Origin of the sequence: Alcanivorax sp. REN37 (assembly GCF_041102775.1) — a bacterium.
GTDB classification, from domain to species: Bacteria; Pseudomonadota; Gammaproteobacteria; order Pseudomonadales; family Alcanivoracaceae; genus Isoalcanivorax; species Isoalcanivorax beigongshangi.
Genome location: NZ_JBGCUO010000002.1, coordinates 121,837 through 136,697, shown reverse-complemented (window position 1 = coordinate 136,697; position 14,861 = coordinate 121,837). Strand labels below are relative to the sequence as shown.

At 65.4% G+C, this 14,861-nt stretch carries 10 protein-coding genes; 7 read left to right on the top strand and 3 right to left on the bottom strand.

Annotation, left to right across the window (positions count from 1 at the left end; genetic code table 11):
• Window positions 1–21 precede the first annotated feature (21 nt).
• The 6 genes from AB5I84_RS12320 (at window position 22) to AB5I84_RS12295 (ending at window position 12,364) form a co-directional block, all read left to right on the top strand.
• On the top strand, window positions 22–495 hold the full coding sequence (locus AB5I84_RS12320; RefSeq protein ID WP_369456207.1) for a tRNA (cytidine(34)-2'-O)-methyltransferase: 474 nt from the start codon (window positions 22–24) through the stop codon (window positions 493–495).
• Window positions 496–985: 490 nt separating this feature from the next.
• Window positions 986–1,879, top strand: coding sequence for an OmpA family protein (locus AB5I84_RS12315; RefSeq protein WP_369456206.1), 894 nt, complete (start codon window positions 986–988; stop codon window positions 1,877–1,879).
• A gap of 80 nt (window positions 1,880–1,959) precedes the next feature.
• The gene (locus tag AB5I84_RS12310) at window positions 1,960–7,611 is read left to right on the top strand and encodes a BapA/Bap/LapF family large adhesin (RefSeq protein ID WP_369456205.1); all 5,652 of its coding nucleotides are present in this window, start codon (window positions 1,960–1,962) and stop codon (window positions 7,609–7,611) included.
• 118 nt (window positions 7,612–7,729) lie between these two features.
• Window positions 7,730–9,067, top strand: a complete 1,338-nt coding sequence (locus AB5I84_RS12305) for a TolC family outer membrane protein (RefSeq protein ID WP_369456204.1) — start codon at window positions 7,730–7,732, stop codon at window positions 9,065–9,067.
• Window positions 9,064–11,202, top strand: coding sequence for a type I secretion system permease/ATPase (locus AB5I84_RS12300; protein WP_369456203.1), 2,139 nt, complete (start codon window positions 9,064–9,066; stop codon window positions 11,200–11,202). Before AB5I84_RS12305 ends, AB5I84_RS12300 begins: the two co-directional genes overlap by 4 nt.
• Window positions 11,195–12,364 carry an HlyD family type I secretion periplasmic adaptor subunit gene (locus AB5I84_RS12295; protein ID WP_369456202.1) on the top strand — a complete coding sequence of 390 codons (1,170 nt, stop codon included), beginning with the start codon at window positions 11,195–11,197 and terminating at the stop codon, window positions 12,362–12,364. The genes AB5I84_RS12300 and AB5I84_RS12295 overlap by 8 nt, the downstream gene beginning before the upstream one ends.
• A gap of 55 nt (window positions 12,365–12,419) precedes the next feature.
• Here the strand turns inward: AB5I84_RS12295 and secB are convergent, their stop codons facing one another.
• Genes secB through AB5I84_RS12280 form a run of 3 tightly spaced genes read right to left on the bottom strand, consistent with a single transcriptional unit; the run spans window position 12,420 to window position 13,563 of the window.
• Window positions 12,420–12,884 carry a protein-export chaperone SecB gene (gene secB / locus AB5I84_RS12290; RefSeq protein WP_369456201.1) on the bottom strand — a complete coding sequence of 155 codons (465 nt, stop codon included), beginning with the start codon at window positions 12,882–12,884 and terminating at the stop codon, window positions 12,420–12,422.
• Window positions 12,881–13,147 (bottom strand): glutaredoxin 3, encoded by a 267-nt coding sequence (gene grxC, locus AB5I84_RS12285; RefSeq protein ID WP_369456200.1) that lies wholly within the window; start codon window positions 13,145–13,147, stop codon window positions 12,881–12,883. Before grxC ends, secB begins: the two co-directional genes overlap by 4 nt.
• The gene (locus AB5I84_RS12280; RefSeq protein WP_369456199.1) at window positions 13,147–13,563 is read right to left on the bottom strand and encodes a rhodanese-like domain-containing protein; all 417 of its coding nucleotides are present in this window, start codon (window positions 13,561–13,563) and stop codon (window positions 13,147–13,149) included. Before AB5I84_RS12280 ends, grxC begins: the two co-directional genes overlap by 1 nt.
• A 120-nt stretch (window positions 13,564–13,683) precedes the next feature.
• Between AB5I84_RS12280 and AB5I84_RS12275 the strand changes: the two genes are divergently transcribed.
• Window positions 13,684–14,847, top strand: a complete 1,164-nt coding sequence (locus AB5I84_RS12275) for a murein hydrolase activator EnvC family protein (RefSeq protein WP_369456198.1) — start codon at window positions 13,684–13,686, stop codon at window positions 14,845–14,847.
• Window positions 14,848–14,861: the final 14 nt, after the last annotated feature.

Below are 14,861 nucleotides of genomic sequence, written 5' to 3'. Positions count from 1 at the left end.
CTCACGGCCCCGCCGTCAGTGATGACCGCCGTCCTGCATCTGGCGCTCTACCAGCCAGAAATCCCGCCCAACACCGGCAACCTCATGCGTTTGGCCGCCAACATCGGCTGCCGCCTGCACTTGATTGCCCCGCTCGGCTTCTCGCTCGACGACAAGTTGTTGCGCCGAGCCGGCCTCGATTACCGCGACCAAGCTGCACTGCAGTTGCATGAGCACTGGGACGCATTCCAGCACTGGTGCGGCGCACGGCGCCTGTTCGCGTTCACCACCCACGGCCACCACCATTACCACCAACCGACTTACCGCCACGGCGATGTGCTGCTGTTTGGTCCGGAAACCCGTGGTCTACCAGCAGCGCTGCTGGCCGCACTACCAGATACCCAGCGAGTGCGGCTGCCGATGCAGCCCAATTCTCGCAGCCTCAACCTCGCCAACGCCGCCGCCATTGCCTGCTACGAGGTGCTGCGGCAGCTGGATTTCCCCGGTCTCCACTGACCCCGCCGCCATGCCCGCCTGCGCTGGCAAGCTGTCGCTAAAAGCCGGCTTCTGTCGCTAAAAGCGCCGCCCAGGCACCAGCATCTGTTGTTGATTTGTATCGTGCGGGGGCCTTTGGTAACCACCCCATTGATTCTGATCCGGCCGCCGACAAGCATGGCCCCGACATCGCCCGCCATCGCGTCCGGCTTGCCCTTTTGAGCGCTTTTGGATGCGCCCGGATGCCGTGGCTGTCGGTGATCGGGACGGGGGTCGACGATTTTGCTGTTCTGCGCTCCACGCTGGCCGGTTCCAGGCCGCGACCGGAGCTGCACTTGCCGCTTGGCCTTGTTTGCTGCTGCTCCATTTCCCCCCTGCTCCCGCACCTGCGACCTGTCACGTGATCGATCGACAACTTTCTGCCATCTGGATAATGGGTGACTTCATGCCAACCGCTTTGTCCCTGCTCGTCAGCTCCCGCCTGCGCTGTGGCGCGTTGCTAGCCGGCTCCATGCTTCTGCTGGGAGCGTGCTCCTCGGCCCCGGTACAACTGAGCGGACCGTCCCAGTCCTGGCACCCGAACACGGTGTCCGAGACCGCCCACGCACGGGCCGAAATCGTCATCTACCGGGACGACAAGCGCGACAAGACCGAACAGGCACCGGTGTTGTGGGGCGATGAGCGCCTGCTTGGCGCACTGCTGCCGGGCCAATACCTGAGCGCCCGCTTCTGCGGCGAGACCGCTGAGCTACGGGTGGATCCCAGCCAGCCGGGCTTCCTGCCGAGCCGCCACCGTCTGCCGGTGGACGAGAGCGGCACCCAGTTCTACCGCCTCAGCAAAGCCATGGGCCAATACCACCTGCACACGGTGTCCCAAGAGCAGGCCGAGAAAGCGCTGCGCAAGCTGGAGCGTCAATCGCACGTGGTCAATCGCCAGGCCCGTTCCTGCGAGCCGCCGCGCCAGGTGCTGGAAGAGATCCCGGAGCCGATGCCGGAGCCGGTGTTGCTGCGTGAAGTCGCCATCGGCGCCGACGCCCTGTTCCGTTTCGGCAGCTCCGACATGAAGGACATCTTGCCGGAAGGCCGCGACGCGCTTGACGAACTGGCGCGCGACATCCGCTCCTCGATCCAGGTCAAGCGCATCCACATCGTCGGCCACACCGACCGCCTCGGCAGCGATGCCTTCAACGACCGTCTGTCACAGCAGCGCGCCGAAACCGTGGCCGCCTACCTGAGCAATCAGGGCGTCAGCGGCAACGTACAGGTTTCTGGCCGCGGCAAGCGTGACCCGGTGTCCGACTGCCCCGATTACCTGCCGCGCCAGCAGCTGATCGGCTGCCTGCAGCCGGACCGTCGGGTTGCCATTGAGCTGTGGGGTGTGCAGGACAACAGCGCCACGCGCTGAGTAGGTCCCGCCACCTGACTAATCCAGCGGCCGGCGCCAGAGCGCCGGCCCTCCCAGATTGAAACGCAAGGAATCGAGTCATGAGCAATCCGGTCCAGGTACTCATCCAAACTTCCAACGGCGCACAAAGCGGCCATGTTGCCCGTCCCGGCAGCGGCCAGACTGTCACCGTTCCAGCGCGCTCCGGCATGACCGTTGAGCTGCGCGATGCCACCACCCAAGTCGCTCCCGACCAAGTGGTGATCCGCCGCAGCGGCGATGACCTGCAGGTGTTCTTCGACGAAACCGCCGCCCAGCACAAACAGGGCGTGCCGGACGTGGTGCTGACCGACTACTACGCACTGGAGAACCCGCCGGAACTGACCGGCGTCTCCGAAGACGGCAAGGCCTACGCCTACGTTCCGCAGGACGGCCAAACCGAATCGCTGGCCGCAGAACTGGTCGACGGCGCCACCAGCCACCAGAGCCTGGGCTACGACGCTGCTGCTGCCGGCGCCATTATCTGGTGGCCGTGGCTACTGGCTGGCCTGCTGATCGCCGGGGGCGTCGCCGCCGGCAGTAGTAGCAGCAGTAGCAGCAGCAAGGGCAAGCCGGTGGATACCACGCCGCCGAAGCCCGCTGAAGACGTGACCTTCAGTGACGACGGCGATGCCATCACCGGCAAAGGTGAGCCGGGTGCCACCGTCGACGTCTACGACAGCAACGGCGACGTCATTGCCACCGGCACTGTGGACGCCGACGGCACCTTCACGGTGCCGGTGAACCCGCCGCTGACCAACGGCGAAACCGTGGACGTGGTGCTGACCGATGACGCCGGCAACAGCTCGCTGCCGGTCACCGCAGTGGCGCCGGACACTACCGCACCGGACCAGCCCACCGACGTCACCATCACCAGCACCGACGCCGAATCGCAAATCAGCGGCAAAGGTGAGCCGGGCGCCGGCGTCACCATCTACGGGCCGGACGGCAACGTGCTGGCGGTCGGCCAAGTCAATGCCAACGGCACCTTCACCATTGTCGTGCAGCCGCCGCTGACCAAGGGCGAAGTGATCGAAGTGGTGCAGACCGACGCCGCCGGCAACACCTCTGACCCGCGCGTGGAAGTCACCGCGCCGATCATGGCCACCAACGTGAAAACCAAGGCGGTTGAGCAGGCCGACGGCTCCCATGAGTCGGTCGTCAGCGGCAACGGCAAGCCCGGCGCCGACGTGGTGGTGCGTGGCGCCGACGGCACTGAACTGGGCCGCGGCACCGTCGGCCAGGACGGCAAGTTCGAGATCACCCTGTCCCCGGCACAGCTGAACGGCGAGCCGCTCACGGTGCAGGTGGCGCCGACCGCCCCGACCTCGGTCCCCACCGACACCCGCGCGCCGGATATCACGCCGCCGGCCAAGCCCGACAACGTGGACATCAGCGACGACGGCAGCAGCGTCACCGGTGACGGCGAGCCGGGCACCACGGTGGTGATCACCGATGGCGACGGCAACGTCGTTGGCGAAGGCACGGTGGACGACGACGGTCACTTCGACGTCACCCTCGATCCGCCGCTGACCGACGGCGAGACCGTCGACGTGGTGCTCAAAGATGATGCCGGCAACAGCTCCGACTCGGTGCAGGTCACCGCCCCGGACACCACCGCGCCGGACGCGCCGACCGACGTGACCTTCTCCCCCGGCGGCGACGCCGTCAGCGGCAAGGGCGAGCCGGGCGCTGACGTCACCATCACCGATGGCGACGGCAATCTCCTTGGCAGCGGCACCGTGGACAACAACGGCAACTTCACCGTGGGCATCAACCCGCCGCTGGTGGATGGCGAGACCGTCGACGTAGTGCTCACCGATGACGCCGGCAACGACTCCGACCCGACCACCGCCACTGCTCCCGACCTGACCCCGCCGGACGCGCCCACTGACGTACTGCTGAGCGACGATGGCGATGTCATCACCGGCAAGGGCGAGCCGAACACCCAGGTGTCCATCAAGGACAGCACCGGCAAGCAGATCGCCACCGGCACGGTAGACGCCGACGGCACCTTCACGGTGCCGGTGAACCCGCCGCTGACCAACGGTGAAACCGTGGACGTGAGCCTGGTGGACGCCGCCGACAACGAGTCGCCGGCGGTACCGGTCTCCGCCAATGACACCACGCCACCGGCCAAACCCACCGATCTGAAAGTGAACGATGACGGCACCGAACTGACCGGCAAGGGCGAACCCGGTGCCTCGGTGACCGTGACCAACGCCGCGGGCGATGTCATCGGTACCGGCAACGTTGGCACCGACGGCAAGTTCTCGGTCACGCTGGCGCCGGCACAGATCCTCGGCCAAACACTGGATGTGACGCTCACCGACGCCGCCGGCAACGTGTCCGAGCCGGGTCAGGCGCTGGCGCCCACCGACGGCGCACCGCCGCGTCCGACTGACCTGGATGTCAGCGCAGACGGCGCTGAACTGACCGGTAAAGGCCGCCCCAACTCAGATGTGACCGTCACCGATGCCGACGGCAACGTGCTCGGCACCGGCACCGTGGACAACAACGGTGATTTCACCGTGACGCTGTCACCGCCCCAGACCAATGGCGAAACCCTGGATGTGGTGCTGTCCGACGCCACCGGCGAATCACTGCCGGCGCAAGTGGACGCGCCCGACACCACGCCGCCGGAAGCCGCCGAAGATGTGGAAGTGAATGCTGACGGCACCCGCATCACCGGTACCGGTGAGCCGGGCACCACCGTCACCGTGCGCGACCAAGACGGCACTATCGTCGCCACCGGTCCGGTAGATCCGAACGGTAACTTCGATCTGGAGCTGACGCCGCCGCAAACCAACGGCGAGCAGTTGGACGTGGTGCTCACCGATGACGCCGGCAACGACTCTCCGGATGCCAGCACCGTGGCCCCGGACCTGACCCCGCCAGATCCCGCCACCGACCTGAAAGTATCGGTGGACGGCGAGCAGCTGACTGGCAAGGGCGAACCGGGCGCCGCCGTCACCGTGAAGGACGCCGACGGCAATGAAATTGCGACCGGCGTGGTCGACGCCAACGGCGATTTCAGCATCCCGCTGGATCCGCCGCAGACCGGCGGTGAACAACTGTCGGTGGAGCTCACCGACGACGCCGGCAACGTGTCCGATCCGGCCCTGGTGCTGGCCCACTACGAAATCTCGGCCGCCAACAACGCCGTCACCCTGCCGGTGGATGTGGTGCCGAGCAGCTACGACGGTGGCCTCTCCAGCAAGACCTCGTTCGTGGTCGCCAACCTGGGCTTGGGCATCCTGGACCTGGCCGCGGTGGACCTCGGCAATACGCTGCAGCTGGAAGTGGCGGAAGACACGGTGCGCCAGATCACCCTGAAAGCGGGTGGCGGTGGCGTGTCGATCCTGAGCTTCTTCGACCTGTTCACCTACAAGTTCAACGAATCCGACGGCCAGTGGCACCAAGTGCGCGTCGACAGCAACTTCCTCAAGGTGTACCTGCTCGGCGGTGCGTCCAATGAGCTCAGCATGACGCTGGAGCCGGGCAAGTACATGTTCCTGGTCGGCGCCAAAGCCGGTATCAGCGTGCTCACCGGTTACACCTTGCGCACCGTTTCGGATGTGGTGTTTGACTACAGCAAGCCGCTGGAAGCCAGTGGCCAGGCGCTCGGCAACGTCATCACCGACGCGGACCCCAACCACGGCATGGACGATGTGCCGGACGGCTCGGTGGTCACCGCCGTGGACGGCCAGCCGGTCACCGACACCACCCCGGCGGTGATTGAAGGCCAATACGGCACCCTGACCCTGCACGCCGACGGCAGCTACGAATACGTGCTCAAGCCGGAGTTCAAGGACAACCCGCAGTACGGCGTGAAGGACGTATTCACCTACACCGTGACCGCGCCCAATGGCAGCGACCAGGCCACCGCGGAACTGGAAATCACCCTCGGCCGTGGCGACCAGAGCGACGCCATTGAAGCCGATGCGGTCGTGGTGGTGGACGTGGTACCGAGCGCCGGTGCGCCGGCCAATGCGATTGGCAGCAAAACCGACTTCGGCGTGCTCAAAGCGGGTCTCGGCCCGATCCTCGGTGCCGACGCCCTGACGCTGAAAAACTCGCTCAAGTTCGATGTGGGCGAAAACACTTTCCATGAACTGACGCTGTTCGCCAATGGCGGCGGTGTGGCGGTGGCCAGCCTGTACGACTTGGTGATCTACCGCTACGACGAGAAGCTCGGCAAGTACGTGGAATACCACGTGCAAAACGGCTGGCTCGACATCCCGCTGCTGGGTGGCGTGTCCAGCGAACTGTCACTGGGCTTCACCGAAGGCTCCTACGCGGTGGCCCTGCGCCACGTGCGCGGCCTGTCACTGCTGACCGGCACCACGGTGGGCGTCAAGGCGGGCTCGGAGAAGGTCTACGACTACAACAATCCGAGCACGCTGGAAGGTGAAGTGTCCGGCGACGTTAACGACAACGACGACAGCCAAGTGATCCGCGTCGACGGCACCAAGATGGGCGCCAACGGCACCCTCACCGTGGACGGCGAATACGGCACGCTGGAGATCAACGCTGACGGCAGCTACACCTACACCATCAAGCCAGTGACGGCCGGTGAGCCACTGCCGTACGGCAAGGTCGACAGCTTCAGCTACACTCTGCGCCATGCCGACGGCAGCACCAGCGTCGGCGCACTGAAGGTGAAAGTGGACGTACTGCACGCCACCGATGACGTGCGCGGTATCGAAGTACCGATGGAAAAATTGGTGGTGGAGCAGAACAGCGGCGATGAGTCGTGGGGTTCCGGCATCGGCAAGGGCCAGACCAAGACCGCCGGCACCTTCGAAATTCACGAAGGCGACCAGACCACGCACATCAACATGCACGTGTCGGCGCGGGTGCAAGGCCTGGGTGAAACCACCCTGACCTACAAGCTGATCCACATCGACGAGAATGGCGTGGAAACGGTGGTCTACACCGACCAAGCCAAGGGCAAGGGCGAGAACGCCAAGCTGACGCTGGACATCACCACCGATGGCCTGGCTGCCGGCAGCTACCGCCTCGACCTGTCCACCAGCGGCGTGTCGGCCACCATCGTGCGCCTGCGCTTCCAAGGCATGAAGGTGACCACCACTTACCACGACGAATACGTGGAAAAGACGCTGCCGGATGTGAGCGGCAACCTGTACGGCAATGATCTCGGCATCGAAGAACTGGGCTCCGTGACCATTGAAGGCAAGACCATGGTGGTGGCCGGTGGTATCGGCGGCAGCGGCGAGTCACTGACGTTGGAAGGCCAGTACGGCACCTTGACCGTGTACGAGAACGGCACCTACCGCTACAAGCCGAACGGCACCGGCTACGGCGAGGACAGCTTCGACTACACGCTGACCTCCAAAATCGGCACCACCAGCAGCGCCACGCTGACCGTCACCGTCAGCCACGATGCACCGAACGGCAAGATCCTGCCCAACGTGACCACCGACGATGGCTCCCCCGCCATCAGCGATGATCACGGCGTGCAGCAGAGCCAGGCCAGCGCCGACGACAACAGCAGCACCACCGCTGCCGACGCGCTGCCGGACCTGTCCGATCTGGTCAGCTTGCCGCAGGAAGAAAGCCTCAGCTGGAACGGCGATGTCCTGGCCGATGCGGCCGGCAGCAGCGCAGCGGTACTTCCCGAACCCGACACGGCGCTGTACCTTGCCGATCGGCTGGAAGACAACGATCAGGACCTGGGGGTACTGGTCTGATGCTCTGATGGCAGTGCCGGGGTCCGCCCCGGCGCTGCCCATCGTCTCCCTGCACCATGGCCGCCGCCCACCGGGGCCGGCGGGCGGCTTGTCCTTGCCCGACCTTCAGCAGGTGATCATGTTTGCTCTCTCCCGTCTTCGCTGCACGGTGCTGCTGGCTGCCCTGCTGCCGCCTGCGGTCTCCGCTGATGTCCTGCCAGAACCCGAGCCCATTGCGTCGCTGACGGCGGTCGCCGCGGTTCAGCGTGCGGTGTCCTGGCACCCCACTATTGGCCGCCAAGCAGCGCTGGTGCAGCAACAGCTGCAAGCCCGCAGTGCCGCGCGCGCCGGTTATTACCCGCAGGTTAACGGTGGTCTGCGCAGCGGTTATGAACGCCGCTACGATGACGCCGGGGTGTACCCAGAGCTGGTACTGTCGGTGTCACAGATGCTGTACGACTTCGGCAAAGTTTCCAGTGCCGTGCGCTCTGCCGAAGCCGCCAGCCTCGCCCAGCAGGCGCGCCTGCTGCTGACGGTGGACGACATTGCCCTGCAAACCGCCGAAGCAGCACTGGAAGCGCGCCGCCAATGGCGTTTGGAGCAACTGGCCCGCGAGCAATACCAAGGGCTGGCGGCGGTGGCCGGGCTGGTGGAGCGCCGTCACCAGCAAGGCGCCAGCAGCCTGTCTGATGCGATCCAGTCCCAGCAGCGCGTGGAAGTGGCCCGCGCCCAAGTGCTCGACCACGCTGCCCAGCGGGCACGCTGGGAGGCGCGCCTCGGCACCTTGGTGGGTGCCCAGGGGCCGCGCCGCATCGAAGACCGGCTGCCTGCTGATCTGGGCCAGTCCTGCAGCCCCGATGATCTGGAGCGCCAAGCAGTGCCGGCCCTGCTGATGGCGCGCGCCGAGCGCGCCCATGCCGAAGCCGAACTGGATCTCGCCCGCGCCCAGCGCCGGCCGACTTTGACGCTCGATCCCAGCGTGTCCCATTATGTCGACGATCTACCGCGCATGGGGGGCGTGGATTCTGATCGCACCGACTACAGCCTGTTCCTGAACATGAACATGCCGCTCTACCAGGGCGGCAGTTTGCGTGCCCAGGAAAAGGCCGCTCAACACGCGCTGACGGCATCCGATGCTGGCCTGCGCCAAGCGCTGACAGAAGCCCGACAAACCCTGCGCGAAGCCGACGAACAACGGCGTACGCTAGCCCCTCAGGAAGCGCTGCTGCAGGCGCGTGAACAACTCAGCCTGCAAACCCGCGACCTGTACCGCCAGCAGTACCTGGAACTCGGCACCCGGCCCCTGCTGGACCTGCTCAACGCCGAACAGGACATCCACCAAGCGCGCATGGCGCTGGAAAATCTGCAGGGGGAATTGCAGAAATTCGCGCTCTCCTGCGCCTTTGCCAGTGGCACCCTGCGTGACGCCTTTGGCCTCAATGGCCAATCGCTGCAGGGTGTGGAGATCACACCATGAGCGATGCCGCCGACACCGGCGCTGAAGCCGCCGACACCCGCCTCGACCAATGGGTGGCGGCGGTCCTGGCCGTGGCCCAGCACTACCGCACTGACCCGTCACCAGAAACCGTCAAACTGGCAGCACACTGGTCGCCGTCGGTCACCGACGCCCTGCCGCAGTGCGCGCGCGAAGCCGGCCTGCAACTGCGTTTCCTGCCGATCCGCGATGACGCCTTGTCCGCGTGGGCGCTGCCGATCTTGGTGGAAATGCGCGACGGCCAAGTCGGCGTGATCGAGGCCCTCAACGACGACGGACTGCTGTCGGTGCGCTTCATGCAGGATGGCCTCGCCACCCCAGTACCGCGCGACAGCCTGATGTTGGGCCTGGCGCGCTGGGCCGTGGCACGCCCAATTGCCGGCGTGCGCGACAGCCGCGTCGATGCCTACTTGGCACCCAAGCAGGAGCACTGGCTGCGGCGACTGATCCTGCCGGACTGGCGCCCCTACGGGCATGTGATGCTGGCGGCGCTGATCGCCAACGTGCTTAGCCTCGCCACCATTTTGTTTTCAATGCAGGTCTACGACCGGGTGATTCCGGCGCAATCGCTGCCCACGCTGTGGGTGCTATTCAGCGGTGTGGCGTTAGCAGTGGGCCTGGCGCTGGCGATGCGGCTGGTGCGCGGGCGCATTATGGATTTGCTCGGCAAAGCTGCCGATTTACGTATTTCCGACCGTGTGTTTGGCCACGCCCTGCGGCTCAAGCTGTCGGCGCGGCCGGCCTCCACCGGCAGCTTCATCGCGCAGATCCGCGAACTGGAGCAGGTGCGTGAGCTGATCACCTCCAGCACCCTCGGCGCGCTGGTGGACATGCCGTTCTTCCTGCTGTTCCTGGTGGTGTTTGGGCTGATTGCCGGGCCGCTGGTGTGGGTGCCGCTAGTGGCCATGCTGGCGATGGTGATCCCGCCGCTGCTGATGCAGAAACGACTAGCCGAACAGGCGCGCGCCACGCAGCGGGAGTCCTCGCTGCGCAACGCGCTGCTGGTGGAAAGCATTCAGGGCTTGGAAGACATCCGCAGCTTGCAAGCGGAACAGCGCTTCCAGCAGCAGTGGAACCATTACAACGCCGCCACCGCCGCCTCGTCACTGGAACAGCGCCACCTCAATCATTGGCTGACGCAATGGAGCCAGACGGTGCAGGGCGCGGTATTTGCCATTGTGCTGGTGTTCGGCGCGCCGATGGTGATCGACGCCGAACTGACCTCCGGCGCGCTGGTGGCCGCCAGCATCCTGTCCTCGCGCATGTTGGCGCCGCTGGCGCAACTGACCCAGGTGTTGACCCGCTGGCAGCAGGCCAAGGTGTCGCTGCAGGCGCTGGACGCGATTATGGAACTGCCGCTGGAATCGTCCGAACAGCGGGTGCACCGCCCGGTGCTGCGCGGCGAGTTCGAGCTGCGCAATGCGCGCTTCCGTCACCACCCGGACCTGCCGGTGGCGTTGGACGTGGCGCAACTGGACATCAAGCCCGGCGAGCGCATTGCGGTGCTCGGCCGCAACGGTGCCGGCAAGTCGACGCTGCTGTCGGCGCTGGCCGGTCATGTCGACCAAGTCGATGGCCGCACCCTGCTCGACCAAGTGCCACTGATGCAGATCGATCCCGCCGACCGCCACCGCGACCTGGCGCTGCTGACGCAAACCGCGCGCCTGTTTCACGGCACGCTGCGCGAAAACCTACTGCTCGGCGCGCCGCAGGTGAGCGACAGCGAGCTGCTCGATGCACTGCGCGTCAGCGGCGCCTTGGCAGCGGTACAAAGCCTGCCGCAGGGGCTCGATTACCCGATCATGGAAGGCGGCGCAGGCCTGTCCGGTGGCCAGCGCCAATCGGTGCTGCTGGCGCGGTTGCTGCTGCGCCAACCGAATGTGCTGCTGCTGGATGAACCCACCGCGGCGCTGGATGAACACACTGAATCGGCGTTCCTTGACGGCCTCGACCAATGGCTGGGCCGTCGCACACTGATCTTCGCCACCCACCGGCTGGCACCGCTGCGGCTGGCGCAGCGCATTTTGGTGGTGGACGGCGGCAAGATCGTGCTCGACGCACCGAAAGAAAAAGCCTTGCAGGCCCTGCGCCAGTCCGGAGGCCAACGCCATGCATGATATCGCCCACGACCTTGATGACCTCGCCACCCTGCAACGGGCACGGCGCATTCTCTTGCTGGCGGGCGGCGGCTTGCTGGTGTTCCTGATCTGGGCGGCTTGGGCGGTGCTAGATGAAGTCTCCAGCGGCTCCGGCAAGGTAGTGCCTAGCTCCCGCGAACAGGTGATCCAATCGCTGGAAGGCGGCATCCTCACCGAACTGATGGTACGCGAAGGCGACATCGTCGAAGCCGGCCAGGTGCTGGCACGGCTCGACCCCACCCGCACCGAATCCGATGTCGGCGAAAGCGCGGCCCGCTACCGCGCCGCGCTAGCCCGCAGCGCCCGCCTGCAAGCTGAGCTTAGCGGCGAGGCGCTGTCCTTTCCCGACAGCCTGCAGGACTATCCGGAGCTGATCGCCGAGGAAACCCGGCTCTACCAAAGCCGCCGCCGGAGACTGGATGAGACGCTGGCCGGCATTGGCGCCTCGCGGCAGTTGCTCAGCCAAGAATTGGACATCACTCGCCGGCTGATGCAGACCGGCGCCGCCAGCAACATGGAAGTGCTGCGGCTGGAGCGCCAGCGCTCGGAGTTGGATTTGAAAGCCTCCGACACCCGCTCCCAGTACGTGGTGCAAGCGCGCGAGGACCTGTCCAAGGCCAGCGCCGAAGTGGAAACGCTGGCGTCAGTGCTGCGCGGCCGCACCGACTCGCTAACGCGGCTGACGCTGCGTTCACCGGTGCGCGGCATTGTGAAGGACATCGAAATCACCACCCGCGGCGGCGTGATCGCGCCCAATGGGCAGTTGATGCAGATTGTGCCGCTGGATGACCGGCTGTTGATCGAAGCGCAGATTTCACCGCGCGACATCGCCTTCATCCACCCGGACCAGGAAGCGCTGGTGAAAATCACCGCTTACGACTACGCCATCTACGGCGGTCTCAGCGGGCGCGTGGTGACCATCTCGCCGGATACGCTGCAGGACGAGCGCCAACCGGAAAACGTCTACTACCGGGTCTATATCCGCACCGACAGCGACTATCTGGAAAATAAAGCCGGCAAGCAGTTCTCGATCGTGCCCGGCATGGTGGCCACGGTGGATATCCGCACCGGCCGCAAGACGGTGCTCGATTACCTGCTCAAACCGCTTAACCGCGCCCGCGAAGCGCTGCGCGAGCGCTGATCGACGCCCACAAAAAAGCCCGTCACTGACGGGCTTTTTTGCTTCTGCCGACCACTCAGTGGGTCGGCGCTTCGGCGCCGTCGGCCTGACGCGCGCGGGCGTCGGCGTAAAGCGCATCGAAGTTGATCGGTTGCAGCAGCAATTGCGGGAAGCTGCCACGGTTGACCAGATCAGACACCGCTTCGCGGGCATACGGGAACAGCAGGTTCGGGCAGTAGGCGCCGAGCAGGTGATCGCGCTCTTCGCCTTCAAAGCCAACCAAGGTGAAGATGCCAGCCTGCACCACTTCCGCCAGGTACAGCACTTTGCCGTCTTCATTCTCGGCGGTGACGGTGACGCTCAGCACCACTTCGAAATCGCTGCCGCTGTCACCCAGCGCACGGGCTTCGGTGTTCAGCTGCAGGTTCACCCGCGGCTGCACCGGGGTCAGGAACACCTCAGGTGCCCCCGGCACTTCATAGGACAGGTCCTTGACGTAAAAACGTTGCAGGTGGAACGCGCGCTCCGGTGTCTCACTCATTGTTTTGCATCCATGTTCAGCATTGCATCCAGGCGGCCTTCACGCTCCAAGGCGTAAAGATCATCGCAGCCCCCCACGTGGGTGTCGCCGATGAAGATTTGCGGCACCGTTCGGCGCCCCGCCCGCTCGATCATGATCTGACGCTGGGACGGGTCGTCATCCACATCCACATTGGTGTACGACACGCCCTTGCTGTCCAGCAGCTGCAGAGCGCGCTGGCAGAACGGGCACCAACGGGTGGTATAAATCAGTACGGAAGTCATCAGGCTCGCACCACTGGCAAGTTCTCACCGCGCCATCCCTGCATTCCACCACGGATGCGGTACAGTTTCGTGAACCCCTTGCCGCGCAACGGCGACACCGCCCCGCCGGCCTGGTTGCCCTGGCCGCACAGGAAGATCAACGGGCGGTCTTTCCATTTTTCAATTTCGTTCAGGCGTTCGTTGAGGTTGGCCTGCGGAACATTGATACTTCCCGCGATGTGTCCCTTGCGGAAGTCATCGGCGCTGCGCAGATCAATCACCACACCCTGTTCCCGGTTGAGCAGGTCAGTGGCCTGCTGCGGGCTGATGGAACGACCGCCGCGGCGTGACTCGTTCAGGAAGAACAGAGCCCAGAGCAAAAAGAACGCCGATACCAGCACTGGGTGGTTGGCGGCAAATTCGAGCGCTTTGGTCATACAGCATCATCCGATCATGGGTAAAAAAACGTCGCCAAGTATAAGGAAGCCAATGCCATTCATCCATGCTCGCGGCCGGTTTGGCACTGCCGCGCTGCCAACACCGGTGGCCACACTCCCATGATCCGCCCCCGTTTGCTGCTGTCCGCGCTACTTGGTGTGCTGTTGCTGTGGCCTGCCTGGCTGCCGGCAGACAACGTCTCGCCGGGGCAACTGCGTGAATTACGCGAGCGAATCCGCGGGCTGGAACAACAACAGCAGAAAGACCTGCGCCAGCGCGACCGGCTGGCCGCGGACCTGCGCGAGCGCGAAGCCGCCATCGCCCGGCTCGATCGCGAACAGACCACCCTACAGCAACGCCAGCGCGAGGCCGCCCAGCGCCTCGACCAACTCAAGACCCGCCAGCGCAGCATGGCCGCCGAACAGGCCACCCAGGTGGAATGGATCGCGCGCACCGTGCGGCTACTGTACGGGCACGGCAAAGAACCCACCACCAAGCTGCTGCTCAGCCAGCAACAGCCGGACCAAGTCGCACGGCTGCTGCGCTACCACGATTACATGCAGCGCGCCCGCAGCGAGCGCCTCAGCACCCTCAAAACAGAACTGGAGGCGCTGATCAAGGTGTCGCTGGAAGTGGCCGATGCCCGCGAGCAGCTCGGCGTGCGCGAGGCAGAAGTGAGCGCCCAGCAGCGCCGCCTTGGCGAAGCACGCCAGCAGCGCGCCACCGCGCTCAGCGCGCTCAATGCCCAGGTCACCGAGCAGGGCCAGCGGCTCGGCGCGCTACGCGCTGACGAAAGCCGGCTCGACGCGCTGCTGCAACAGATGAACCGGGTGATCGCCGACATTCCGGCGCAGCCCAGCGGCGCCCCCTTTGGCCAGCTGGCCGGCAAACTGCCGTTCCCGTTGGAAGGCCGCACGCGGGTGAACTTCGGTACCGTGCGCAGCGGCAGTCTGCGCTGGAACGGGATGATTCTGGAGGCCACACCCGGCACTCCGGTACGCGCGATCCACACCGGGCGCGTGGTGTACTCCGACTGGCTGCGCGGCTACGGTTTCATGCTGATCGTCGACCATGGCAACGGTTACCTGAGCCTGTACGGCCATAACCAAACATTGCTGCGCGAGGTCGGTGATTGGGTTTCCGCCGGTGATGTGCTGGCCCGTTCCGGCGACTCCGGCGGCGCTGGTGACGCCGGGCTGTACTTTGAAATTCGCCGCCAGGGCAAGCCGGTGAACCCCAATGGCTGGGTCAACCGCCGTGTTACACTGCCGCCCCTGAATTAATCGGCGGCGGCCGC